A 22,320-nucleotide genomic window follows, 5' to 3' on the forward strand; every position below is an offset into this window, starting at 1 on the left:
GCCTCGGCTCCCGGCACGGTTGGGCCCAAGGCTAACTGGGTCGCCCTGGCAATAGGATTCCAGAAGCAGTTGCGGCCCCGACACCCTTATCGAGCGCGGAGCCGCAAATCGGTCTCTTGATTATGGCTGCCCGCAGGCGCCGGCGATCAGGCTTGGCCGATCTTATCCTGCGTCTTGGTATCGAAGTCGGATGCGTCGTGGCGCTCGTGCAGCTGCTCGGACGGATCGCCGGACATCCGGTTGACCATCCGTCCACGCTTCACCGCAGGACGCTCCGCGATCTCGGCCGTCCAGCGCTGCAGGTTGCGATAGCTCTGGACGTCGAGGAAGTTACCCGCATCCCCATAGGTCTTGCCCTGTGCGAGAGCGCCGTACCAGGGCCAGATGGCGATATCGGCGATGGAGTAATCGCTGCCCGCCATATAGCGATGGTCGGCCAGATGCCGGTCAAGGACGTCGAGCTGGCGCTTGACTTCCATCGAGAAGCGATCGACCGCATACTGGATGAGCATCGGCGCATAGGCGTAGAAATGACCGAAGCCACCGCCGAGATACGGCGCCGATGCCATCTGCCAGAAAAGCCAGTTCATGGCCTCCGTCCGGGCCTTGTGCTCCTTCGGCAGGAACGCATCGAATTTGTTGGCAAGGTAGAGAAGGATCGCGCCGCTCTCGAACACCCGGGTCGGTTCAGTCGTCGAATGATCCACCAGGACGGGAATCTTCGAGTTAGGGTTCGCACCGACAAAGCCCGACCCGAACTGCTCGCCCTCGCCGATCTTGATCAGCCATGCATCATATTCCGCGCCGGAATGGCCTGCCGCCAGGAGCTCCTCGAGCATGATCCCGACCTTGACGCCATTCGGTGTCGCCAGCGAATAGAGCTGCAACGGATGCTTTCCGACCGGAAGCTCCTTGTCATGTGTCGGCCCGGCGATCGGACGGTTGATATTGGCGAACTGTCCGCCATTCCCCTTCTCCCAGGTCCAAACCTTGGGAAGCTCGTATCCGGCGGGGAAGTTGTCGGCGGGGGATTTCTCGGTCATCAGTATCTGTCCTTGCTCAGAAACACACGCGTCGTGGAACCACAAACGAGCGCTATAGGTATGGTCGAGCAGGCGTCGATGCCATAGTGGACAACTGTTTTTCTGGCGTTTTGCGATGAGCCGTTCGAGCATTGGCATTCAGGCGAGATGGTACCGATCTCGTGCACCAATATGCCCATGCGTTCGTCGAGGGCGACGTAGTCTCGCGTTCGTGCTCCGCCACTTTGACCAACATCAAAGACAACCCTTAAGAACGGCATAGGCTCTCCATGACAAAACAAGGAGGGCAATGCCATGAGCATCAAGACCGTGATGTGCGTGTTCAGCGTCGAGCGTTGGGACCAGGACATCAAGCAGGCGATCGATTTCTGCGAAGCGCAAAGCGCACACATGACCGCGCTGGTGGTCTGCTTGGGCGGCGTACCGGCGATCGCGACATACGAAGCTATCTCGACCGCATGGCTGGACGAGCAGCGCAAGGAGATCGAGCGCCTCACCGAAGAGACGAGGGCCGTTCAGAAATTGCTGGAGCGCTCCGGCCTCTCCTTCGATGTGCAGGAAATCTATACCGAGTTCGCGTGGGCGGATGAGGATATCGCCCAGCACGCACTTTATGCCGACCTCGTGCTGGTCGGCGCGCAAGCCGCGGGTGACGAGCCGCTTCAGCGCCGTATCGTCGATGGCGCCTTGTTCCAATCTCCGACGCCGATCCTGATCAATCCGCGCATGCAAACGGTCTCGTCCTCTCCCAAGTCGATATTGCTCGCCTGGGATTCCAGTGACGAGGCGGCGCGCGCCACGCGCCAGTCGATGGAATTCCTGAAGGGCTGCGATGCCGTGCATGTGACGCTCGTGGATCCCGTTGCGAGGAGTTGGGAAAATGGCGAGGAGCCGGGAGCCGACATCGCGATGTTTCTGACCCGCCATGGCGTCAAGGTCGAAGTCGAGCGCGTTGCAAGCGGCGGCCGCCGGATCGACGAAACCTTGCGCCAGCATGCCGTTGACGTCGCCGCCGACATGGTGGTCATGGGAGCCTACAATCATCCGCGGATACAGCAGCGCCTGTTCGGTGGTGTCACCCGCTCGATGTTGAAGGATAGCCGGGTCCCACTGTTTCTGTCGCGGTAACACCATCCGGCAGCCCCGGCGCCTGCCGGGGCTGCCGGATTTCAAACGTCCCAGTCTCGGTCGCGGGAGAACGCAATGAGGCCGCAGTTCCATCTGCCACTAACGACGCATCCGGAAGCGAGTTCGTTTGCGATCATCGAGAACGCGATCCAGTTTGCCTTGCATCAGGGCGCTGATCTCGTCGCGAGTCTTGCGGCAGCGCGGCGTCACGGCCATGAGGCGGCGGCGACCTACTCCGACGACGACGAGTTTCAGGCGGACCGGTTCGATCGTGAGGTTGCCGCCCAGCTCGTCAGGCACTTGAAAGAACACGCTGCCCGCGTTGCACTCGATGTCAGACTTATCCCGATTGAGGTGGAAGCGATGTCGGCAACGCTGCGGCTGGCAGAATTTGCGCGTGCCTACGACGTCACGATCCTGGAAAATACCGAACTGGCGCGACCGGTTATCGAGGGTCTGTTCTTCGATAGCGGTCGGCCGCTCCTCCTGCTGCCATCAGGCGACTACTACGGCCGCATCGACAATATCGCGATCGCATGGGACGGGAGCGCGACGGCGGCGCGCGCCCTCTCCAACGCCTATCCGATGATGCAGACAGCCACGCGCGCGACGGTCATTCGTGTCCGCGACGCAGCACTGTGGAGCGACGAGATCCTTGATCGGTATCTCGAGGCGCTGGGACATTCCGGTCTCCAAGTCGAATTGGCCGCCCTGCACTGCAACGGAGACGACATCCCAACCGCGATCCAGGATGCAGCGCTTGAAGGCCATGCCGACCTTCTTGTCGCCGGCGCCTACGGGCACTCGAAGCTTCGCGAAGCCATTGTCGGCGGCGTCACACGAGGGCTGCTCGACAACCTGAGGATCCCAACGCTCCTGTCACACTAGCTGAGCGCCCTCAGCGCGTTCAGCACCACGGCCACATCGATCGCCTCCTGGATCAGCGCGCCCTGCACCGGCGGCAAGAACCCGGCACCGGCGACGATCATGGCGATGCTCGACAGCCCGATACCGACTCCCACGCTTTGAAGTGCAATGGATTTGGCGCGCCGGGCTATTCTGAGCCCCTCGGCCACGCCGCCGACGTCGTTTTGGAGAAGGACCACGTCGGCGGCTTCCGCTGCCGCCGCAAGATTACCGCGCGCCACAGCCAAGCCAACACTGGCTACCGCCAGCGCCGGTGCGTCATTGACACCGTCGCCCACCATCATCACATGGCCGCGCTCGCTCTCCCTGCGAACGATATCGACCTTGTCGGCCGCACTGAGATCCGCCTCGACGGCATCAAATTGAAGATAGTCACCGATCGCCTTGGCGACCTCAAGCCGATCGCCACTCGCCAGGACGGTCCGCCTTACCCCCAACGCGCGCAGACCTTCGACAGTCCGGGCGGCCTCCGGCCTCAGACGATCCTCGAAGCGGACCGCACCAACAAGGCGCCCGTCGGCGCACACGAAGGCACTCGCCGACACGCCTGTTGCAGAAAGATCCGGCTCCACGCCCCGCGACCTCACGAATGCAGGGCCGCCGACGAGGACCTTCCTGCCGTCGACCAACGCTTCGACACCCTCCCCCGGGACTTCGGCGGCCTGGTCTGGTTTGCTCAGCGCGAGGCCCCGCCGTTGCGCTTCCGATACGATCGCCCGGCCAAGGCTGTGAGCCGATGCCAGTTCCGCCGATCCGGCCAGACGCAGCAGTTCATCCGGATGCTGCGTCCCAAGCACCTCCGCAACCTCGGGCGCCCCGACCGTCAGGGTTCCCGTCTTGTCGAATACGACGACATCCACCTTTGACAGCGCCTCGAGCACACCGGCGCCTTTGACCAGGATCCCTCGACGCGCGGCCTTCGAGATGCCTGCGACCAACGCAACGGGCACTGCAAGGATCAGCGGACAGGGCGTCGCGACAACAAGAACGGCAAGGACCCTCGCACTGTCTCCCGAGGCGGCGACGGCGACGGCCGCCACCACCAGTGTGAGCCCGAGGAACCACAGCCCCATCCGGTCCGCCACCCTGTAGATAGGTGCCTTGGATGCCTTGGCTTTTTCAACCAGACGCAGGATATGCGCATAGGTGCTATCCTTGGCGGCCATCGATGCCACCATGTCGAACGCTTCGCCCGCGTTCATGGCACCGCTTGCGACCGCCTCTCCCTGCATGATGCGAACGGGCAGCGGCTCGCCGGTCAGGGCAGACTGGTCGACGAGCGCAGTGGCGCTCTCCACCTGCCCGTCAACGGGCACCACGTCGCCCCGTCGAATGAGAAGACGATCCCCAGAGACGATCGCACCGATCGGCACTTCCGCGAATTCCTCGCCAGTGATCCGCAACGCGCTTCGCGGGACCCGCGAGAGCAGATCCGTCATGCCGCTTTCGGCGCGACGATGAGCGTAAAACTCGAGAAAATGACCACCGGCGTACATCACGGAGACGATAGCTCCGGCCAGATACTGGCCGAACCACAGGGCCGCCGCCATGGCCAGGGCCGCGATCAGATCGAGCCCGAATTCTCCCTGCCGAAGCTTGCCCACGATTTCGATGACCAGGCACGACAGCACCAGGATGTTACTGAAAACCAGGAAAGCGTTGGCGATCGGGGTTACACCAAGCAACTCCAGAGCGACACCGACCAAAACGCTGGCCGCCGAGACAAGAATCAGGACAAGCGGCCAATAGCGCCTGGCGAAATCCATCATGCGAACTCCGAGAAGGGCACTGCCGCCCAAAGCGATGTCAGGTGCGTCCACGTCGTCCCTCCCGTGCAGATCCAGGCCGACAGAGCGTGACAGGAAGCCCGGGCCGTTCATTGATCTAGGACAATGTTCGCGGATGCGGGCTGCGCGACAACTGAAGCTCACAAAGCAGCGGAGGACGCCATGCTGGACAACTATGTCATCTGCGAACTGCAACCCGACAATGCGCTTTCGGCGTTTGCGCTGATCTGCAGCGTGGCGCCAGCCTTCGAGGAAAAGGATTGGCATGGCCTCTTCGACGGCAGCCGACGATGGCGGTGTATCGGAGCGAGCGATCTGGCGGGGAGAGTGAGAGGGCTGGCGGTGTTCCGGTTCCTCATGCATCCGGAAGTCGGCTGGCTCATGGATGTGCCGATCTTCATCGCGCTTAGTGCCGCCGACCACAACCATCTTGCCGAGAGCCTGTTTGCGAGCCTGGAGGTCCAGGCGTCCGCCTGCCAGTTCATGCGCGTTTGGAACAAGCTGCCGGAAAGCCTTGAAGAGTTGGAAGGCCCCGAGCTGTTTCGGCGCTGGAATCATGGCCTCATCTATCGCGTTCGACCGCAGGAACACGGCCCGGCTTCGCTGTGAACACATAGCCGACCGATCGAACGGATTTTATGAGTTCGGGTCGAGCCGGATCGATCTCGATCTTTCGCCTTAGCCGCGAGATCTGCGTGTCGATCGACCGGTCGAAGGCGTCACGCTCACGGTGTCTCGTCAGGTCCATTAGCATGTCGCGGCTGAGGACTCGGCCTGCGTTGCGCACAAATGCGTCCAGCATCTCGAACTCGCCGGTGGAAAGCTCGATCTCGATACTCTCGGGGTTGAGGAGCTTGCGCTTATCCCTGTCGAGCTGCCAGCCCTCAAAAACAAGTACGTCGTCCCCATTCGAAATCGGGTTGGGAGACGCCTTGTAGCGGCGCAGGATCGACTTCAGCCTCGCGTGAACCTCACGCAGATGAAACGGCTTGACCACGTAGTCGTCCGCGCCCACCTCCAGGCCGACGACGCAATCGACGACGTCCTCGCGACCGGTGAGTATCATGATCGGCACATTTGAGCCGCTTCGTATTTCACGAGCGAGGTCTATCCCGTCCTGATCCGGAAGCACGAGATCGAGGAGCACGATATCGAAGTTCGCCGCGCCGAGGGCGGATCTCATTTCCTTGCCGTTCGCGGCACAGGTGACCTTATAGCCCTCCTGTTCGAAGTACCGCTGAAGCATCTGCCGGATGCGCGGATCATCGTCGACAACAAGAATTTGCGTTTTGGCTTGAGACCTCACCGTCGTCATCAGAACCATCCCTGGATCATTACTGTCTAACGAACCCGAAATGCTGGATCGGGCGAGAATACGTCAGGATTCGTCTGCGTCAATCAGGCTTTCGGTCCTCCTGTGGGACCGGTTCGCGACGATATCAGCTGTTGTTCATTTCCGTTCGCCTTCTAGCCAGAGGGCACATCAAGCCGCGCCCAATGCGCCATCTCCTCCAGCGAGGAGGTACCGCCACCACCTGAGGCGTGGCGAGCGGCGGGAGGAACTGCGGCCGATTGCAGGTCTGCGGCCGAGGGCGTCTCGCAGAACATATGCACGAGCATGTTCATCACGATCGCTACACGCCCATCGGCGATCGAGTAATAGATCTGGCGCGATTGCCGGCGGGTCTCGACGAGGCCCGCTTGGCGCAGGTCCGCGAGTTGCTGTGACAGCGCGGGCTGCTTGAAGTGCAGATCCTCCTGGATTTCGCTGACGGACCGCTCGCGTTGCGCAATGTAGCAAAGCAGCATCAGCCGGCTCGGCGTGCTGAAAACACGCATGAACTCCGCAGCCTCCGCGGCCTTGTCCTGCATCTCTTCGAGGGAAGGAACCATGCCGGTCATGCGCGCCGCTTTCGATAGTACCAGCTTTCGCCTTCGGGCATCTCGTCGATTTCCCCCATGGAAGCCATAGCAGGCTCGAATAGAGCGTCTCCGCGCTGCCATCCTTCAGGCGTCACCGCCCCTTCCCTTTCCGATGTCTGCAACGCCTCGACAAGGCGGAGAAGTTCTGCAACCGACCTGCCGACATTCATCGGATACCAAACAATCGCGCGGATGACGCCTTTCGGATCGATCACATAGGTTGCCCGGACGGTTCCGCTGTTCGCCGACGCGCTGTCCAGCATCCCGTAAGCTCTCGCGATCACCATCGCCGAGTCCTCGATTACCGGGAACGGTATCTTCACCCCAAAGCTGCGCTCGATATCCCGCAACCAGGCAACATGAGAGTAAAGGCTGTCGACCGACAACCCGAGGAGATCGCAGCCAAGCCCGGCAAAGCTCTCATGAGCGCGTGCGAAGGCGATGAACTCGCTGGTGCATACCGAGGTGAAGTCCGCGGGGTGGGAAAAAAACAGCAGCCAACGCCCCCGATATTGTGAAAGCGATATCTCGCCAGCGGTGGAGCGGGCCGAGAACCCGGGCGCGACGTCATTGATCCGCAATGCCGCCGGCACGATCCCCGCCCTATCGCTCGATCCGTCCATGTCTCTCTCCGCTTGCTCAACGCATCATTATGGTGACAACGAAAATATACACTTGCACATTTAATGTAAATATATATTTTAGAATCATCAAATGGAAAGTACCATGCCAACTGCCGCTACCGATCCAAACCTCATCCACGCACTCGAGATCGTCCGCCAAGCATTGCCGGATCACTCCAAGCGCCCCATCGTTCGGTCTTTCTTTGATCCGGCGACCTACACCGTTAGTCACGTCGTTCGCGACCCGAGCTCGAAGGCCTGCGCTATCATCGACAGCGTGCTCGACTACGATCCGGCATCCGGTCGAACGACGAATGCTTCCGCGAGGGCTCTCATCGACTACGTGCGGTCCGAGGGACTGGAAGTGCACTGGCTGCTGGAGACGCATGCCCACGCGGATCACCTCTCCGCCGCACCGCTTCTCCAGGCGGAGCTCGGTGGCCAGCTCGCCATCGGTCGCGAAATCGTTCGCGTTCAGGAGGTCTTCGGCAAGATCTTCAACGCCGGGACAGAATTCCAGCGAGACGGAAGCCAATTCGACCAGCTCTTCCAGGATGGCGATCGCTTCAAGATCGGCGATCTGGAGGCCACAGTCCTTCATGTGCCCGGCCACACCCCGGCCTGTCTAGCCTATGTCGTCGGCGATGCCGTTTTCCCGGGTGACACACTCTTTATGCCTGACTATGGCACCGCGCGCTGCGATTTCCCGGGTGGTGACGCCCGGACGCTCTACCGTTCCATCAAGCGTCTGACCCAGCTTCCGGCGGAGGCACGCATGTTCATGTGCCATGACTACAAAGCGCCTGGCCGCGATCACTACGCCTGGGAAACGACCGTGGGCGCCGAGCGCGATGGCAATGTCCACGTCCACGAGGGCGTGACCGAAGACGAATTTGTCACGATGCGCAATGCGCGTGACGCCACGCTGGCGATGCCGAAGCTGATCCTGCCGTCCGTGCAGGTCAACATGCGCGGGGGCAAGCTGCCTCCGGCGGAAGACAACGGTGTCCAATACCTGAAGATCCCGATCAACGCGCTGTAGGCACACATGTCCCAACTCAGTTACATATGGCCGCTCTCCGGCGGATTGCTCATAGGCCTCTCGGCGGCGCTTTATCTGCTGCTGGATGGCCGCGTCGCCGGCATATCCGGCCTGGTCGCCTCAGCCTTCGGGTGGACGGGAGCGGGCGTCAGCCCGCTCGGCATCGGCTTCATGGGAGGAATTATTGGCGGCGCCGGGGTGGCATTTGCTTACATCAGGCACGCCGAACTCACGATATCCTCGTCGCCGCTGCTGCTGATCGCCGGCGGTTTGCTTGTGGGCTTCGGCACACGGCTCGGCTCGGGCTGCACCAGCGGTCACGGCGTCTGCGGCCTCGCAAGGTTGTCGCCGCGTTCGATTGTGGCAACTGGCACCTTCATGGCCGTCGCGGCACTGACGGTTTTCGTGACGCGTCATCTGATCGGAGGCGTGGCATGAGCAACCGAATTCTCGCCTCGATCCTCTGCGGCATCCTTTTCGGCATCGGCCTCGTCGTTTCGGACATGGTCAACCCGGCCCGCGTCATCGCCTTCCTCGATGTTGGCGGGAACTGGGATCCCTCGCTTGCCTTTGTGATGGGCGGTGCACTGATCCCGTCATCCATCGCCTATGCGATCAAGAGGTCTCGATCCCGCCCCGCGCTCGATACCCAATTCCATGTGCCGACCAGCCGCTCCATCGACACCAAGCTCGTCCTCGGCGCGGCTCTCTTCGGCCTTGGCTGGGGTCTCGTGGGCCTTTGCCCCGGCCCGGCCATCGCATCGCTCGTTACCGGCCGTTGGGAGACCGCGCTGTTCGCCGCCGCCATGCTGGCCGGCATGTTCGCCTACCGCATCGTCCAATCCGGGCAAAGCACGCAGCTTCAGCTGCGTTGAGTATCAGGAGAGGCCGTCCGACGGCCCAAGATCATCGCCATGTACCTCGATCCAATGCAATATAATCTCGGGGCCGTTTCCGGCGCACTTGTCGGCTTCACACTCGGAATGTTCGGCGGTGGTGGGTCAATCCTTGCTGTTCCCCTGATGGTCTACCTCGTCGGGGTTCCGAGCGCTCACCTGGCGATCGGAACGAGTGCCTTCGCGGTCGCCGCCAACGCATTCGCCAACCTTCTCGGGCATGCGAGGCTTGGCAACGTCAAATGGCGCTGCGCGGGCATCTACAGTGTAGCAGGCATCATCGGTGCGTTCATTGGCTCGAGTATTGGGAAGATGATCGATGGACAGAAGCTGCTCTTCCTCTTCGCTCTTCTCATGCTCGTCATCGGCATTCTGATGCTCCGCAAGCGGGGCGCAGACGGCGACCCGGGGGCGCAATGCTCACGAGAAAACGTGCACAAAGTCGCCGGCTTTGGCGGACTGACTGGCATCTTCTCCGGTTTCTTCGGCATCGGCGGGGGTTTTCTGATCGTTCCCGGCCTGATTGCGTCGACGGGAATGCCCATCATCTTCGCGATCGGTTCGTCGCTTGTCGCGGTCACCGCGTTCGGGCTGACGACAGCGCTGAACTATGCCCTGTCCGGATATGTGGACTGGCTGCTTGCGGCGGTTTTCATAGCTGGCGGCGTGGTCGGAGGCTTGGTCGGCGCCAATCTCGCCAGGCATCTTTCGGCGCGCAAGGGCGTTCTGAACAGCCTGTTCGCAACACTCATCTTCGCGGTCGCCGCCTACATGATCTATCGGAGCGTCGGACAGCCCTCTGTTGCCTGATATCGGCAAAACGACACGCCGACAGGAAACCGACAGCTTGGCAGCCGTATCGATGTCCCCGTCGCCCGCAACGGGCACCAACAGAGGACATTTTTCATGACGCTGAAGCTTATCGCCGCTATCGCCATCGTATCCGCAACACCCGCGTTGGCGCTCGCCAGCCCGAGCTGCACCGCCGAGCCGAAGTCCAAGTGGATGTCGGAAGACGCCATGAAGGCGAAGATCGACGCCATGGGCTACAAGGTGAAGACCTTCGAGATCACGGGCAATTGCTACGAGATCTACGGCAAGGACAAGAGCGGCAATCGGGCAGAGGTCTATTTCAATCCGGTGTCCGGCGCCATTGCCCAGAAGGGCGACTGATATGACATCCGTCTCTAAGAAGAAGGAGGGCTCAGTGCCCTCCACCTCCGCCCAGCGCACGGTGAAGGTCTGGGATCCCATTGTCCGGGCGTTTCATTGGACCGTAGTCGCCGCATGTGTGCTCAACCTCTTCATCCTTGAGGAGGGCAAATACTGGCATCGCGTCACCGGTTATGTCGTGGCCGCCGCTATCATCATCCGTGTTGTTTGGGGCTTCATCGGCACGAAGCATTCCCGCTTCAGCGATTTCCTGCCCACCCCTTCGAAAGTGGTTGGTCAGATCCTCGATATCGTCGACAGAAACGAGAAGCGATATGTCGGCCATAACCCGCTTGCCTCGGTGATGATGCTTTGCCTGATGGCCTTGCTGGCGGCAACCGCCCTGACCGGCTGGATGACGACGCTCGATGCCTTCTGGGGAGAAAAGTGGCTGGAGGAATTGCATGGTACGATCGCCAACAGCATCATGGTGCTCGCCTTCATCCATGCCGGCGCCGCCGTCGTCGAAAGCTGGAGGCACAGGGAAAATCTGGTCTGGTCGATGGTTACTGGTCGAAAGAGAGCATGAGAATTCTGCTGATCGAGGACAGCTTCCGGCTTCGCGAACTGCTTTGCGAAGCCATCAGAAGCGTGGGTTGGAAGATCGACGCTTTCGAGACAGCACAGGAGGGCCGTCTTGCGCTTGACGGTGCCGACTACGATCTGCTGCTTCTTGATCTGGGGTTGCCCGATGAAGACGGAATAGACGTATTGAAATCACTGCGAGCAGCAAGAGTTCAGATGCCCGTCCTCGTACTGACGGCGCGCGGAGCGATCGACGAGCGTATCGCTGGCCTGGACGCGGGCGCCGACGACTACCTCGCGAAGCCTTTCCACAACGGAGAACTCATCGCGCGCATTCGTGCATTGATACGCCGTGCCCCGCACACGACCATGCCGACATTGGAATTCGCCAACCTCACGTTCGAGGTCGCCTCGCAACGGGTAGCCTGTGCAGGCGTCGACATCGCGCTCGCCCCGTCAGAGAAGGATCTGCTTGAACTCCTGATGCGCAATGGCGGCAGGGTTGTCTCCAAGGCCAAGATAGAGCACGCATTTTCGGAATACGGCGACGAGAGAAGCACCAATGCCGTCGAACTGGCGGTATCCAGGCTGCGCAAGAAGCTTGAAGGCCATCCAACCGGCTCGTCGATCGAAACGGTGCGGGGCGTCGGCTACATGATGCGCGAGGAACGCGCGTGAGCCGCGCCCACCCTACCCTCGGCGCGATCCTGACAAGACGGATCGCATTCTTCGCCGTGCTGGCCATGGTCCTCCAGCTGGCAGTGATTTTCTCGGACTACTACTGGAATGTCGGCGAGCTGTCGCGTCTGTTCGTCGAACAGGAGACCGAGCGGCTGGCCGCAGGCATCACCATCGATGGCCAAAGCGTGCAATATCGGCTCCCCGATAGCGTCAGGCAGCGTTACCACGAGCGATCGACCGGCTACGTCGCTCGAATTCGCGACGCCAGCGGCGCGCTGGTATTCGAGTCTTGCGACGAAGCCTGCGAAAACCGCTTCCTTCCAGCCGACGTCAACCCGCCGGATTTCTGGCTCCGATCTCTGCGACCCGGCAAGCCACTGGCCTTGGTCGGCGGCCGCGCGTTCCTGATCGGAAATCAACGCTTCGTCGTTGATGTCGCAACGATCGATGATCCGCAGAATGTTGTCTCCTCCGTATTCTGGAACGAAGTCATCGAACATATGCTGGTGCCAATGAGCATTCTGCTCGTCCTGGTACTCGGTGCTACCCTGTTGTCCGTCCGTCAGGCGCTGAAGCCTGTCCGCGCCGCTGCGGACGCTGCCGACAGCATTGATCCGATGGATGCTCGCTCGCACCTGAATTTCGATGGAATGCCACGGGAGGTTGCGCACCTCGCGATCGCCGTGAATCGCGCGTTTGAGCGTGTCGGCGAGCTGATGGCTTCGCAGAAGCTATTCACGTCAGGCATCGCGCACGAGATCCGCACGCCTCTCGCTGCCATGAAGCTTGAGCTGGGCAACATCGATCATCCTCGCGCCCGCAGGGCAGAAGCCGATCTGGACGACCTCGTGCGCTTTGTCGCGGAGCTGACCACCCTCGCCCGCCTCGATAGCTTTGACCACGGCATCTTCGAAGCCATTGATCTAGTGGGACTGTCGTCCTCCGTCGTCGAGCAGCTCGCCCCCTGGGTCTACGAGCACAATCATTCGCTCGAGTTCAGCCCCGAGGTGCGGACTGCATCTATCCGGGGCGCACCCGCTCTCTTGAAGGATGCCTTGCGCAACCTCGTCGAGAACGCCGTACGCCATACACCCAAGGGGACTGCCATCGTTGTGCACGTGGGCAGCAACAAGATCCGCGTCGAGGATCAGCATGCGGGCGAAATCCGAGCCGAAGCAAAGACAACCGATCACGCCGACAGCTTGGGCATCGGCTTGAAAATCGTCGCGCGGATCGCCGAATTGCACGGAGGCGTCCTTCGGCAGTCGACGACTAGGTCGGGCCACGTCTTCGAGATCACTCTCGCCGACCAGCCCAAACACGTCCCATTCCGCCACGAATAGGGGACGGCGCCAGTCGATCGGCAAGCGACTTTTACCGCTCGTCGACAGCCTGCCATAGGCCAGTTTGCGCTTGATCAATGCGCCTGCCACGCTTTGTCCTATGCCTGTTCCTGCACTCTTTCGAGACAGGAGATGAGCCATGGCCGGCGATTGCGTCCCCTACCGTTTGCGCAGCGTGGCAATGGCCGTCGGTGCACTGCTCTTCATCCTCGGCTCGTTTGATATTGCCGATGCGAGACAACCGCTCTCTGCATCTCTTGCGCCGATGTCTCTTGCACCGATGCTCAGCCGTGTCATTCCGACGATCGTGAGCATATCGGTGCGCGGAAAATCGGCGGACCAACAGGATGATACGCTGTACCTGACACCAGGAGCACAGAGCCGACCGTCGTCGAGTGGCACCGCCGTGGGCCAGACCTCCGAGACCACGGGAGCCGGGATTATAACGGATGCGCAGCATGGCTACATCCTGACGAACAACCACGTCATTGAAGGCGCCACCTCCATCAAGGTGACGATCGCCAGTGGCGAAACCTACGACGCGGCGACCGTTGGAACCGACGGGCAAACCGATCTGGCCGTTATCAAGATCAAGGCCGTGGGTTTGGCCCAGGCCGTACTGGGGGATTCCAGTTCTCTCAAGGTCGGCGATTACGTTGTCGCAATCGGCACCCCCTACGGCCTGGGCAAGTCTGCGACCTTCGGCATTGTCAGCGCGCTGGATCGATCCGGGCTGGGGTTGAGTTCACAGGAGGGTTTCATCCAGACCGACGCATCCTTGAACCCCGGCAACTCCGGAGGTGCACTCGTGGATCTGGAGGGCAAGGTCGTCGGCATCAATACGGCAATCCTCGGACCGTCCGGAGCAAACATAGGCATTGGATTCGCGGTGCCGATGAATACCGCGAGTGTGATCATGCGCGAACTCGTTGCTCATGGAGAAATTCGCCGTGGCCAGCTTGGCGTGCAGGTTCAAGATAGCAGCGCGGATTTCGCAAAGGCCCTTGGCGTCGATGCCACCACCGGAGCCCTGATAAATGAGGTCCTCCCTCAATCTCCGGGCGAAAAGGCCGGTCTCATCGCAGGTGACATTGTCGCTGCCATCGACGGCGTGTCGATCTCCGGCGCGGCGCAACTCAGCGCACGGATATCGGCCCTTCCGCCGGAAACCGTCGTGAAGCTGACTGTCCTACGACGCAGCGGCAAAGCCGAGATCACGGCAAGACTTGGAACCGCCTCAGCGGCGGACGCGACGAGTGGGTCTGTTGACTATGTGGATGGCGTGGGATTGCTCGACCAGATCATATTGCAGACCCTCGATAGCACATCCGACGCATTCGGAAAGGTGCAGGGTGCCGTGATTTCCTCTATTTCAGACAGCAGCCCCGCCGGAGCCGCCGGCCTGCAGCCGGGCGACGTCATCATCAGCGTTCACCAGACCAACGCGACGACACCGCAGATGGTGGTCGACCTGTCAAAGGCCGCGACGGACGTCCTGCTCCTCGGAATTTTTCGGGACGATCACAAGACCTTTGTCGTGGTGAAGCGGTAGCCCGCATCGCCGATAAAACTTGCCGCCCTCGCCCATGGGCGCTTGGTGACGCAAGTTTGATCCAGTGCAATGCAGCGCCGCTGCTCGATCGGTAGATTGGATCTACGAAGTCAAAACTGGCCCTGCGAAGGAGGACGAGGAGATGAGTAGGGAACGAATTCGCGCGCAGGATTGGATTCTGGTGTGTGACGGATCGAAGGCACTGCTCCTGCGCAACGACGGAGATGCGCAAGACTTCAACCTTGTCGAAGTTCGAACGACAATCAACGAAGGCGCAGCAACACACGATCTGGGGGACGATCGACCGGGGCGGGTCTACGGCTCCGTCAGCGGCATCAGGAGCGCCGTCGAGGCTCCTGATCTGCACGACCGCGCGGAACAGGCTTTCCTCGCCGGCGTGGCCGCAGAGGTGGATAGCGACATTGCCAGCGGCGCGGTCAAGCGGCTTCTCCTGATCGCTCCACCACGCGCGATGGGTTTTCTGCGCTCACATCTCAAGCCTGCGTCGACGAGCGCGATTGTTGCAGAGATCGCGAAAGACTTCACGAAGATGCCGGTCCCCGAGATCGAGTCCCGATTGCGGGCCTTCAACCAATAAAGATCTCCGCCATCGGCCGCGCTGCCAACAGGAGGTGCCACAATGTTTGCGAGGGACATCATGACCAGTCCGGTCGAAACGATCGGAGAAGATCAGAACGTCCGGCGTGCGATCGACATCGTCAACGCAAGTAGGATCGGGGCAGTCCCGGTCGTCGATGACAAGGGACAACTCGTTGGGATCGTGACGGAGGGCGACCTCCTGCGCCGCATCTCCTCCGCGGGCGGCAGACGTCCGGTTCCGAACACGCGGGATCGCAATGATGCGCTGGCGGATTACATCAAGGCACGGAGCTGGCGCATCAAGGACGTCATGACAACGCCGGTCATCAGCGCGCTACCGACTGCAACGATCACGCAAATTGCCGATCTGCTTCTTGCGCATGTCATCAAGCACGTCCCGGTCGTGGACGCAGGCCGTCTGGTCGGCATGATTAGCCGCCGTGACCTCATGCACGCAATAATGAACGAGCCTTCGAGCCTGGTTGCTCTCGGCGACGATGCGATCCGGACGGCCGTGAAGGCCAGGCTGGAAGCGGAATTGGCAATTGGACCCGCGAGCGTGCAGGTCTCGGTGCAGGACGGACTGGCAAGCCTTCACGGTGACGTTGAAACGCCGCTTGAGCGCGAGGCAGCTAGGGTCGCGGCTGAAAGTGTGCCCGGTGTGAGAGGTGTGCATAGCGATATCCAGATCGCTCGTCATATGGTGAGCCGCATGAAGCCGTCGGCCTGATGGCGGGATCAGTCGAGGAGCTGCCGGAGGCGGATCGCAAGATCCTGCGCGGTATAGGGCTTCTTCAACCAGCTCGCCTTCGGCATCGGGCGACGGGCTATGCTCGGCTCGGCATAACCCGACGTAAACAGCACCTTCAGATCGGGTCTGAGCAACACGGCCTTGCGGGCAAGTTCGTCCCCCGTCATCCCCCCTGGCATCACAATATCCGTGAACAGCAAGTCTATCGGCTCGTCCTTCGACAGGAATTCAAGCGCATGTGCGCCGGTCGACGCTTCGATAACGGAGTAGCCGGCCTTGGTAAGCCTCGCGACAACAATCCGCCGCACGCGCTCGTCGTCTTCCACGACCAGGATTTTCTCGCGTCCGCCGCGCTGCGCATCCGGCCTTGCCGCATCCCGGGGATCGCGCATCGGCGCAGCGCCGACTGCGGGCAGATAGATGCGGATCGTCGTTCCCTTGTCGATCTCGCTATAGAGCTGGATGTGTCCGCCCAACTGCTTGACGAAACCATAGACCATGCTGAGACCAAGGCCGGTGCCTGACCCCACTCCCTTGGTCGTGAAGAACGGTTCGAAGGCCCGTGCCTTCACCTCCTCGGACATCCCGGTTCCCGTATCCGTCACGGCCACCAGGATATAATCGCCCGGCCTCACCTGGGGGTACATGTTCGCATAGTCCCGATCCAGTTGGGCCCGCGAGATCTCCAGCGTCAGGCTTCCGCCGGTCGGCATCGCATCCCGTGCGTTGAGCGCCAGGTTGAGCAAGGCGCTTTGAAGCTGCGAGCTGTCCACCAATGCCGTATGACCACTCCCCCGAATGCGGGTTCGAAGCTCGATGGCTTCACCCAACGTCCGCCGGAGAAGTTCGGAGAAGCTCGACAAAAGCGACCCGACATCGACGCTTTTCGGATCGAGGGGCTGACGCCGACCGAAGGAAAGGAGCTGGCTGGTAAGCTTGGCGCCGTCGTCCGCGGCATCCTGCGCCTCCCGCAGCAGTTCCTTCTGCGCTTCATCGTGCAGGCTGCTTTCGAGCATCTCGAGATTGCCGCTGATCACGGTCAGAAGGTTGTTGAAGTCATGGGCGATCCCACCGGTGAGCTGTCCGACGGCTTCCATCTTCTGTGATTGCCGAAGCTCTTCCTCGATACGCTGGCGGCTTGTCAGATCGCGGATGAATCCGGTGAATATCCGTGTGTCGTTGGTCACCGTTTCGCCGACCGACAGTTCCATCGGAAAGATAGATCCGTCCTTCTTGCGTCCCTTGACCACACGTCCGAGCCCTATGATCCTGGCCTTTCCGGTGCGCAGGTAGTCGGCAATGTATCTGTCGTGCTCTTCGCGGTAGGGGGACGGCATCAGCATGCGCACGTTTCGGCCGATCACCTCGCGGGAGGAGTAGCCGAACAGCTGTTCGGCGGCGCTGCTGAAGGAGGCAATCGATCCTGTTTCATCGATGACGACCATCGAATCCGGCACGGTTGCGAGGATGGATCTCAGGTGCGCCTCACGCCCGGCAAGGTCCTCCTGAACCTTGCGCGTTTCCGAAACATCCGTATTCGTCTGGATGACGACGGGCGCAGGCGAAGTCGCGTCGAAGACCACCCAGCGCGTGGCAATCGTCATCGGATGGCCGTCCTTGTGATGATGAACGACGTCGCCTTCCCAGGTCAGGCCGGCGTAGACATCCCTGCGGATATCCTCGATTGAGCGCGGCAGCTTCGTGCGGAGCAGCGTGTGGACCACCTGCCCCACGGCCTCCATCCGCTTCCAGCCATAAAGACGTTCGCAGCCGGAGGTCCAGTGACTGATGACGCCATCCACGCCGTGAATGATGACGCTGATATCGTCGAAGACGCGCGCGATTACATCGAGATCCTGCGCGGGGGCAAACGGAGCTGTGACATCAGCTGGCATTGAAGCCTACTTTCTAGTGATGATAGTGCCTTGGCGCATCGTCAACGGTGTCATCGCCGTCAGCTTCGTCTTCTCCGGCCCGTTGCACAAGCGCCGACTTTTTCAGCACGAGTATTTCATGCCTGCGTCCAGCCGACAGGATGCCCTGCCCGGCCAACTTCGTAATCGTGCGAGAGACTGTCTCTATCGTCAGTCCGAGATAGTCCGCAATGTCCAGCCGCGTCATGGGAAGGTTGATCACGTTCGGCTCGCAGCCCTGCGCCATGCTTTTCTGCAGGCGGGCGAGGAGAAAGCTGCACAGGCGCTCTTCCGCGCTGCGGCACGACAAGAGCACCATCTGGTCCTGCGCTGCTGCAACCTCGTCGCAAAGTTGGGTCAGAAGCATCGGGCGCAAGTCGGGCCTCGCGAGCAGCTGCTTTTCGAATTCCACTTTTGTCTGCCGCTGGAATGAGACGTTGTCCAAGGCCTCGGCACTATACAGGTAGCGGTTCTTGAACGAGACACCGACGACATCGCCCTTCGCCAGAAATCCCGTGATGACGCGGCGGCCGTCGTGAAGCTGGCGGCAGATGCGCACGTTGCCCTCGCGGATCACGAAAAGGTGGAGCGCGCGATCGCCTTCGAAAAAGACGATCTGTCCTGGCGCCGCACGCTCGATAGGGTTGCGTACGAAAAGCATGGCGAGCCCGCAGGGTTCGTCCACCGTTGCTGCTTCTTCGAAGAGGGGGCGGATAGTGAGATTGCTCGCCAGCATGATGTTGCTTCCTCCAATCATGATGACTGCAGTAGAGAGCCGCAACGTCACATCGTGATGCCGCTTCTGTGTCTCTTGGTGCAAATGTGTGACGTTGTGTGACAAGGCTGCCCCGCCCTGCGACGAACAAATCTTCCCCACTCAGGAGAACCCCACGCGCAACGTTTTGACATGGGTCAAGGCCATCGAGGCCGGATGAGAAAACAATGAGGAGAACGTAAGCGGAGAACGACCGATGAACCATCCCGCGCTGACATCAACCGACCTCAAGAAACTGTCTGTCGCGGTGCAGAACTGGTACAGGCATTATCATCTGCCACTGGACGAGACGATTTCGTCCCACGTCTGCGCGGCAGCGATCGCAATCTACCAGGATGGTGCAATCAGCATCGATGACATCTCGCGATTGCTTATCGCCCGAGTTCCGCCCGGGCAGGTATCCGCAAAGATGCCCCAAACCCTCCAGTAGTCTGGCGCTTCGGCATGCCGAGCAGCGTCCGACAGTGGCGCGCTCGCGATGTGGCGCTCCACGACAACGAACCGGAAGACCCTAGTCGGTCTGGATCGCAACGCGGCCGGAGATATCGTTCATATAGATGCCGTAAAAGAGATGCGGCGATGCGTGCGCCGGCGCAACCTCGTCCGGCTTCAACGACCCGATCTCCCACCAGTTCAGGTGTTTCTGGAGTAACGTCCACGCGTGAAGCCGCTCCTCGTGCCAGGCATCGTTGTCCGGGAACTCCTGAAAAGTGCCGTCCAGCACCACGCTTTGCCAGCCTCCCTTGGTCTTCCATTCTTCGACCTGGAGGCACACCTTCGGGTTCTGCCGCATCCAATCCACCTTATGCCCCGGCATCGAGAAACTGTACGCCACCCTCGACTGGAACGCGAAGTAGATGGGCACGATGTAAGGCTGCCCGTCGTTGCTACAGCCCAAATGGCCGAAATGAGCGGCTGTCAGCATTTGAAGGCATTCCGCATGCGTCATGTTTTTGAGGGCCATCGACATTTCAATCGCTCCGTTCAATCAAAGACGATCGTCGACCGATCTTTGGAGATGAGAATCTGATCGGGTGAAATCGCCATCCGCGCGATAGAAGAGAACGCTCAATATCGTCGCGATCATCAGGATGAGGACAAGAAGCAACGCGTGGTCGAGCAAGAACCATCGCAGCCATCTATAGCCATCCTGGGCGTGCATGTTGGCGACTCCGCGTGTTCAGCAGGGCTGGTTTCAGCCCTACCAATATAGGGTACGACTGGGCTCAGCCGGTGACGGCGAGGTTGTTGGTGACGCTGATAACACCGGGCGTCGACCAGGCCGCGCGCTCCGCGGCGGTGCGCTCACGCCAGCCGGCAACGCCGCCTTTCAGCGTGACATTACCGCCGGCAACAGCGACCTCTATATGGTCTGCCTCTACCTCCGCGTTGCGCTTCAACGCACCCACGATGCGGCTTTTCACGTCGGGGATTGACGCCGCGGGCTTGATCGACAGGACATTCGTCACGCCGATGACACCGCCGAGCTTCATCACTGCCTTTTCCGCCGCAATTCGCTGGAAGTGCCACGGAACCTCGCCCGATAACGTCACCCAGCCCTTCTGAACTCTGACGTCAATCGCACCGTTTGGTAAAAGCGCATCCCATTCAATGATATCGAGAGCGCGGGCGGCGATCTCGTCGTCGGCATGCTGCTTGCGCCCCGCGTACCGCACCTCAAGTGTCTCGGCGAGCGCGCGTACGCCCTTGACCCGCTTAACGGCCATCTCGGCGGCAATCTTCTCCGCATAGCTGCCGACATGGCCTGAAAGAGTGACAACGCCCTCCTCCACAGCGACGCCGATATTGGCTGCATCGACGCTCGGCTCAAAGCCAAGTTCGTCGATGATGTCCTGCCGTATTGCGAGATCGTTCATGACACTTCTCCGTTGAACAGCTTCCACGAGATTTCCGCTGAGAATCCTCCCGTTTTGCCGAGGTCACATTGCGTTTGATCAAACCAGACGAAATTGTCCGCCGAGGTTCCGGCAATAGCTCCAGCGCGAATTTCATGCGGCTTGCCAATCGAGAGCGAGGCCATTGCTCCGCCACTACAATCACAGCATCTCGACCCTATGGGGACCGCAATACCGAGTGCGAAGACCGTTCCTGCGCACCCGGCGAAGAAAATCGTTCACCTCGAACAATGACATCGAGCGTAGCCGACCGCTTTCGTCGGCAATACGGTCGGAATAGTTAGCTGAAATCCAATGAAGCCCGCGTTGAGTGCTGACGGACACCTCCCAATGTTTCTCGCTGCTCTTTTCAACAATGAAGTCGGGGAGCGAACTGTGCTGTTCCAGAGTCTGTGGCGGCTCAGGCTGCATTTGATGGCGTTGGGGATGTCGGACAAACATCTCTATGCTCCTCGCTCGTTGAGACCGCGGGAGTATGGCGAACCGACTGGCCTTCTTCTTTGACCGGGATCAAGGTTCCGAATTATCGGACATGCTTTGATCATTGGGCTCGGTTTCGAGCGCAACTGTAGTGGGATCCGGCCTCCGGATCTCCCGGTACACAGGAGACGATCATGCCAGATACATTCCCTGTCAAAACAGAACCCAAACCGCCAGCTCCGGCTCAAGGCGGTTTCTGGTCGCCCTTTGAATCACTGCGAACGGAGATCGACCGCCTGTTCGACGACTTCGGTCCGTCTTCATGGCGCCCGCTGACCCGCTCATTCTCAGGGCGGGCTGCAAACGAATGGGTCGTGTCGCCGGCTGTCGATGTGGTCGAGAAGGACGATGCCTTCGAAATCACCGCGGAGGTCCCAGGACTTGACGAGAAGAACATCGAAGTCAAGCTGGCCAACGGCGTCCTGACGATCCGCGGAGAAAAGTCCGAAGAGAAGGAAGAAAAGGACAAGTCCTATCATGTTTCGGAGCGGCACTACGGCTCATTCCAGCGGTCCTTCCAGCTTCCGGAATATGTTGACGCCGACAAGGTGAAAGCAGCCTTCGCCAAGGGCGTTCTCAAGGTCACGCTTCCGAAAACCCCAAATGCAAAGCGCAATGATCGGAAGATCGAGATCACAGCCAGCTGAGGCCGCATAAGGGTGGCGCGCATCCGTGGCACCACCCTGCGCTACCTGCCTTTGGACGCGCTGTGCCTTCCCGCGCTGGCGGAGGTCACAGGAATGGATCAGGCCAATGATCAACGAGACATCACGCACGACAGATGCACTGCTTTCAGCTGCCGGATACTGCGCTGAGGAGCGATCAGGAGGAGACGAGACGATGGGCGTCACTGTGCTTTCGAAGGCCGATTGGCCGGCATACTTCTCGCGGCTTGGAAAGGCCGTCGAGGGAAGAACAATCAAGATCGAGGTCCTCGGAGAAGCGCTCGGCGACCAAGTTCTGGTGCGCTCGGCTTCGCTTATCGGTGCCACATACGAACCGAAGGAGGATGCCCTCGAAATCTCCGTCAAGGGAATGACCCACGTTGTTGATCGGCCGCAAAAGGTCTCGGTGCAGGACGACAACGGCAAGATCCTCGCCATCGAGGTGGTCGACGTTGGAGACCGGCATCAACTCATGACATTCGCCTAGTCGATGCCGTATCTGATCGGCGGCCGATGCGCGGATGAAATGGAGGCTCGC

26 protein-coding genes are annotated in these 22,320 nt (G+C 60.5%); 17 read left to right on the forward strand and 9 right to left on the reverse strand.

Features of this window, described 5'->3' with window-relative positions; translation table 11 throughout:
* Positions 1-146: 146 nt before the first annotated feature.
* The gene (yghU, locus tag FZ934_RS11955; protein WP_153271247.1) at positions 147-1,043 is read right to left on the reverse strand and encodes a glutathione-dependent disulfide-bond oxidoreductase; all 897 of its coding nucleotides are present in this window, start codon (positions 1,041-1,043) and stop codon (positions 147-149) included.
* A 294-nt stretch (positions 1,044-1,337) separates the two neighbouring features.
* Here yghU and FZ934_RS11960 point away from each other — a divergent pair, with 294 nt between their 5' ends.
* Complete coding sequence (locus tag FZ934_RS11960) at positions 1,338-2,171, forward strand: universal stress protein (RefSeq protein ID WP_153271248.1); 834 nt, start codon at positions 1,338-1,340, stop codon at positions 2,169-2,171.
* A 75-nt stretch (positions 2,172-2,246) separates the two neighbouring features.
* Complete coding sequence (locus tag FZ934_RS11965) at positions 2,247-3,059, forward strand: universal stress protein (protein WP_153271249.1); 813 nt, start codon at positions 2,247-2,249, stop codon at positions 3,057-3,059.
* Here the strand turns inward: FZ934_RS11965 and FZ934_RS11970 are convergent.
* Positions 3,056-4,918 (reverse strand): heavy metal translocating P-type ATPase, encoded by a 1,863-nt coding sequence (locus FZ934_RS11970; protein ID WP_246737791.1) that lies wholly within the window; start codon positions 4,916-4,918, stop codon positions 3,056-3,058. The genes FZ934_RS11965 and FZ934_RS11970 overlap by 4 nt on opposite strands.
* 129 nt (positions 4,919-5,047) lie before the next feature.
* On the opposite strand from FZ934_RS11970, the gene FZ934_RS11975 reads away from it, so the two are divergent.
* Positions 5,048-5,494 (forward strand): hypothetical protein, encoded by a 447-nt coding sequence (locus FZ934_RS11975; RefSeq protein ID WP_153271250.1) that lies wholly within the window; start codon positions 5,048-5,050, stop codon positions 5,492-5,494.
* Here FZ934_RS11975 and FZ934_RS11980 read toward each other — a convergent pair.
* The 3 genes from FZ934_RS11980 to FZ934_RS11990 form a co-directional block, all read right to left on the reverse strand.
* Positions 5,448-6,200 (reverse strand): response regulator, encoded by a 753-nt coding sequence (locus FZ934_RS11980; RefSeq protein WP_153271251.1) that lies wholly within the window; start codon positions 6,198-6,200, stop codon positions 5,448-5,450. The genes FZ934_RS11975 and FZ934_RS11980 overlap by 47 nt on opposite strands.
* Positions 6,201-6,352: 152 nt before the next feature.
* Positions 6,353-6,787 (reverse strand): ArsR/SmtB family transcription factor, encoded by a 435-nt coding sequence (locus tag FZ934_RS11985; protein ID WP_153271252.1) that lies wholly within the window; start codon positions 6,785-6,787, stop codon positions 6,353-6,355.
* Positions 6,784-7,431, reverse strand: coding sequence for a peroxiredoxin (locus tag FZ934_RS11990; protein WP_153271253.1), 648 nt, complete (start codon positions 7,429-7,431; stop codon positions 6,784-6,786). Before FZ934_RS11990 ends, FZ934_RS11985 begins: the two co-directional genes overlap by 4 nt.
* Before the next feature lie 103 nt (positions 7,432-7,534).
* Between FZ934_RS11990 and FZ934_RS11995 the strand changes: the two genes are divergently transcribed.
* From FZ934_RS11995 to FZ934_RS12045, 11 genes are all read left to right on the forward strand, one after another.
* Entirely contained in the window at positions 7,535-8,473 is a 939-nt protein-coding gene (locus FZ934_RS11995; protein WP_153271254.1) for an MBL fold metallo-hydrolase, read from the forward strand.
* 6 nt (positions 8,474-8,479) lie between these two features.
* Positions 8,480-8,911, forward strand: coding sequence for a YeeE/YedE family protein (locus FZ934_RS12000; protein WP_153271255.1), 432 nt, complete (start codon positions 8,480-8,482; stop codon positions 8,909-8,911).
* Entirely contained in the window at positions 8,908-9,348 is a 441-nt protein-coding gene (locus FZ934_RS12005; protein WP_153271256.1) for a YeeE/YedE family protein, read from the forward strand. The genes FZ934_RS12000 and FZ934_RS12005 overlap by 4 nt, the downstream gene beginning before the upstream one ends.
* A 39-nt stretch (positions 9,349-9,387) precedes the next feature.
* Complete coding sequence (locus FZ934_RS12010) at positions 9,388-10,179, forward strand: sulfite exporter TauE/SafE family protein (RefSeq protein ID WP_153271257.1); 792 nt, start codon at positions 9,388-9,390, stop codon at positions 10,177-10,179.
* Between the two features lie 96 nt (positions 10,180-10,275).
* A complete protein-coding gene (locus FZ934_RS12015) occupies positions 10,276-10,542 on the forward strand; it encodes a PepSY domain-containing protein (RefSeq protein WP_065690784.1) in 267 nt (88 codons plus the stop codon).
* 1 nt (position 10,543) lies between these two features.
* Positions 10,544-11,110 carry a cytochrome b/b6 domain-containing protein gene (locus FZ934_RS12020; RefSeq protein WP_153271258.1) on the forward strand — a complete coding sequence of 189 codons (567 nt, stop codon included), beginning with the start codon at positions 10,544-10,546 and terminating at the stop codon, positions 11,108-11,110.
* Positions 11,107-11,784 (forward strand): response regulator transcription factor, encoded by a 678-nt coding sequence (locus tag FZ934_RS12025; RefSeq protein ID WP_153271259.1) that lies wholly within the window; start codon positions 11,107-11,109, stop codon positions 11,782-11,784. The genes FZ934_RS12020 and FZ934_RS12025 overlap by 4 nt, the downstream gene beginning before the upstream one ends.
* Positions 11,781-13,130: a sensor histidine kinase gene (locus FZ934_RS12030; protein WP_153271260.1), complete on the forward strand. Its 1,350-nt coding sequence runs from the start codon at positions 11,781-11,783 to the stop codon at positions 13,128-13,130. The genes FZ934_RS12025 and FZ934_RS12030 overlap by 4 nt, the downstream gene beginning before the upstream one ends.
* Before the next feature lie 139 nt (positions 13,131-13,269).
* Positions 13,270-14,682: a trypsin-like peptidase domain-containing protein gene (locus FZ934_RS12035; RefSeq protein ID WP_153271261.1), complete on the forward strand. Its 1,413-nt coding sequence runs from the start codon at positions 13,270-13,272 to the stop codon at positions 14,680-14,682.
* A gap of 142 nt (positions 14,683-14,824) precedes the next feature.
* On the forward strand, positions 14,825-15,280 hold the full coding sequence (locus tag FZ934_RS12040; protein ID WP_153271262.1) for a host attachment protein: 456 nt from the start codon (positions 14,825-14,827) through the stop codon (positions 15,278-15,280).
* 42 nt (positions 15,281-15,322) lie between these two features.
* The gene (locus tag FZ934_RS12045; RefSeq protein WP_153271263.1) at positions 15,323-16,012 is read left to right on the forward strand and encodes a CBS domain-containing protein; all 690 of its coding nucleotides are present in this window, start codon (positions 15,323-15,325) and stop codon (positions 16,010-16,012) included.
* Between the two features lie 8 nt (positions 16,013-16,020).
* Here FZ934_RS12045 and FZ934_RS12050 read toward each other — a convergent pair whose 3' ends face one another.
* Complete coding sequence (locus tag FZ934_RS12050; protein ID WP_153271264.1) at positions 16,021-17,928, reverse strand: hybrid sensor histidine kinase/response regulator; 1,908 nt, start codon at positions 17,926-17,928, stop codon at positions 16,021-16,023.
* 13 nt (positions 17,929-17,941) lie between these two features.
* Positions 17,942-18,682: a Crp/Fnr family transcriptional regulator gene (locus FZ934_RS12055; protein ID WP_153271265.1), complete on the reverse strand. Its 741-nt coding sequence runs from the start codon at positions 18,680-18,682 to the stop codon at positions 17,942-17,944.
* A gap of 235 nt (positions 18,683-18,917) precedes the next feature.
* Here FZ934_RS12055 and FZ934_RS12060 point away from each other — a divergent pair, with 235 nt between their 5' ends.
* Entirely contained in the window at positions 18,918-19,151 is a 234-nt protein-coding gene (locus tag FZ934_RS12060) for a hypothetical protein (RefSeq protein WP_065690775.1), read from the forward strand.
* An 81-nt stretch (positions 19,152-19,232) separates the two neighbouring features.
* Here the strand turns inward: FZ934_RS12060 and FZ934_RS12065 are convergent, their stop codons facing one another.
* Together FZ934_RS12065 and FZ934_RS12070 are read right to left on the reverse strand one after the other, a co-directional pair.
* Entirely contained in the window at positions 19,233-19,691 is a 459-nt protein-coding gene (locus tag FZ934_RS12065) for a pyridoxamine 5'-phosphate oxidase family protein (RefSeq protein ID WP_153271266.1), read from the reverse strand.
* A gap of 256 nt (positions 19,692-19,947) precedes the next feature.
* Complete coding sequence (locus FZ934_RS12070; RefSeq protein ID WP_065690773.1) at positions 19,948-20,598, reverse strand: BON domain-containing protein; 651 nt, start codon at positions 20,596-20,598, stop codon at positions 19,948-19,950.
* A gap of 653 nt (positions 20,599-21,251) precedes the next feature.
* On the opposite strand from FZ934_RS12070, the gene FZ934_RS12080 reads away from it, so the two are divergent.
* Both FZ934_RS12080 and FZ934_RS12085 read left to right on the forward strand, forming a co-directional pair.
* Positions 21,252-21,764, forward strand: a complete 513-nt coding sequence (locus tag FZ934_RS12080; protein ID WP_065690771.1) for an Hsp20/alpha crystallin family protein — start codon at positions 21,252-21,254, stop codon at positions 21,762-21,764.
* 106 nt (positions 21,765-21,870) lie between these two features.
* Positions 21,871-22,269, forward strand: coding sequence for a DUF5335 family protein (locus tag FZ934_RS12085; protein WP_244499449.1), 399 nt, complete (start codon positions 21,871-21,873; stop codon positions 22,267-22,269).
* The last annotated feature ends 51 nt before the right edge of the window (positions 22,270-22,320 follow it).

The sequence above is a fragment of the Rhizobium grahamii genome (assembly GCF_009498215.1).
Classification (GTDB): Bacteria; Pseudomonadota; Alphaproteobacteria; order Rhizobiales; family Rhizobiaceae; genus Rhizobium; species Rhizobium grahamii_A.

Coding starts and splice junctions, on each gene's coding strand:
- yghU (WP_153271247.1), bottom strand. CDS start 1,043: ATGACCGAGAAATCCCCCGCCGACAACTTCCCCGCCGGATACGAGCTT.
- FZ934_RS11960 (WP_153271248.1), top strand. CDS start 1,338: ATGAGCATCAAGACCGTGATGTGCGTGTTCAGCGTCGAGCGTTGGGAC.
- FZ934_RS11965 (WP_153271249.1), top strand. CDS start 2,247: ATGAGGCCGCAGTTCCATCTGCCACTAACGACGCATCCGGAAGCGAGT.
- FZ934_RS11975 (WP_153271250.1), top strand. CDS start 5,048: ATGCTGGACAACTATGTCATCTGCGAACTGCAACCCGACAATGCGCTT.
- FZ934_RS11980 (WP_153271251.1), bottom strand. CDS start 6,200: ATGACGACGGTGAGGTCTCAAGCCAAAACGCAAATTCTTGTTGTCGAC.
- FZ934_RS11985 (WP_153271252.1), bottom strand. CDS start 6,787: ATGACCGGCATGGTTCCTTCCCTCGAAGAGATGCAGGACAAGGCCGCG.
- FZ934_RS11990 (WP_153271253.1), bottom strand. CDS start 7,431: ATGGACGGATCGAGCGATAGGGCGGGGATCGTGCCGGCGGCATTGCGG.
- FZ934_RS11995 (WP_153271254.1), top strand. CDS start 7,535: ATGCCAACTGCCGCTACCGATCCAAACCTCATCCACGCACTCGAGATC.
- FZ934_RS12000 (WP_153271255.1), top strand. CDS start 8,480: ATGTCCCAACTCAGTTACATATGGCCGCTCTCCGGCGGATTGCTCATA.
- FZ934_RS12005 (WP_153271256.1), top strand. CDS start 8,908: ATGAGCAACCGAATTCTCGCCTCGATCCTCTGCGGCATCCTTTTCGGC.
- FZ934_RS12010 (WP_153271257.1), top strand. CDS start 9,388: ATGTACCTCGATCCAATGCAATATAATCTCGGGGCCGTTTCCGGCGCA.
- FZ934_RS12015 (WP_065690784.1), top strand. CDS start 10,276: ATGACGCTGAAGCTTATCGCCGCTATCGCCATCGTATCCGCAACACCC.
- FZ934_RS12020 (WP_153271258.1), top strand. CDS start 10,544: ATGACATCCGTCTCTAAGAAGAAGGAGGGCTCAGTGCCCTCCACCTCC.
- FZ934_RS12025 (WP_153271259.1), top strand. CDS start 11,107: ATGAGAATTCTGCTGATCGAGGACAGCTTCCGGCTTCGCGAACTGCTT.
- FZ934_RS12035 (WP_153271261.1), top strand. CDS start 13,270: ATGGCCGGCGATTGCGTCCCCTACCGTTTGCGCAGCGTGGCAATGGCC.
- FZ934_RS12040 (WP_153271262.1), top strand. CDS start 14,825: ATGAGTAGGGAACGAATTCGCGCGCAGGATTGGATTCTGGTGTGTGAC.
- FZ934_RS12045 (WP_153271263.1), top strand. CDS start 15,323: ATGTTTGCGAGGGACATCATGACCAGTCCGGTCGAAACGATCGGAGAA.
- FZ934_RS12050 (WP_153271264.1), bottom strand. CDS start 17,928: ATGCCAGCTGATGTCACAGCTCCGTTTGCCCCCGCGCAGGATCTCGAT.
- FZ934_RS12055 (WP_153271265.1), bottom strand. CDS start 18,682: ATGCTGGCGAGCAATCTCACTATCCGCCCCCTCTTCGAAGAAGCAGCA.
- FZ934_RS12060 (WP_065690775.1), top strand. CDS start 18,918: ATGAACCATCCCGCGCTGACATCAACCGACCTCAAGAAACTGTCTGTC.
- FZ934_RS12065 (WP_153271266.1), bottom strand. CDS start 19,691: ATGTCGATGGCCCTCAAAAACATGACGCATGCGGAATGCCTTCAAATG.
- FZ934_RS12070 (WP_065690773.1), bottom strand. CDS start 20,598: ATGAACGATCTCGCAATACGGCAGGACATCATCGACGAACTTGGCTTT.
- FZ934_RS12080 (WP_065690771.1), top strand. CDS start 21,252: ATGCCAGATACATTCCCTGTCAAAACAGAACCCAAACCGCCAGCTCCG.
- FZ934_RS12085 (WP_244499449.1), top strand. CDS start 21,871: ATGATCAACGAGACATCACGCACGACAGATGCACTGCTTTCAGCTGCC.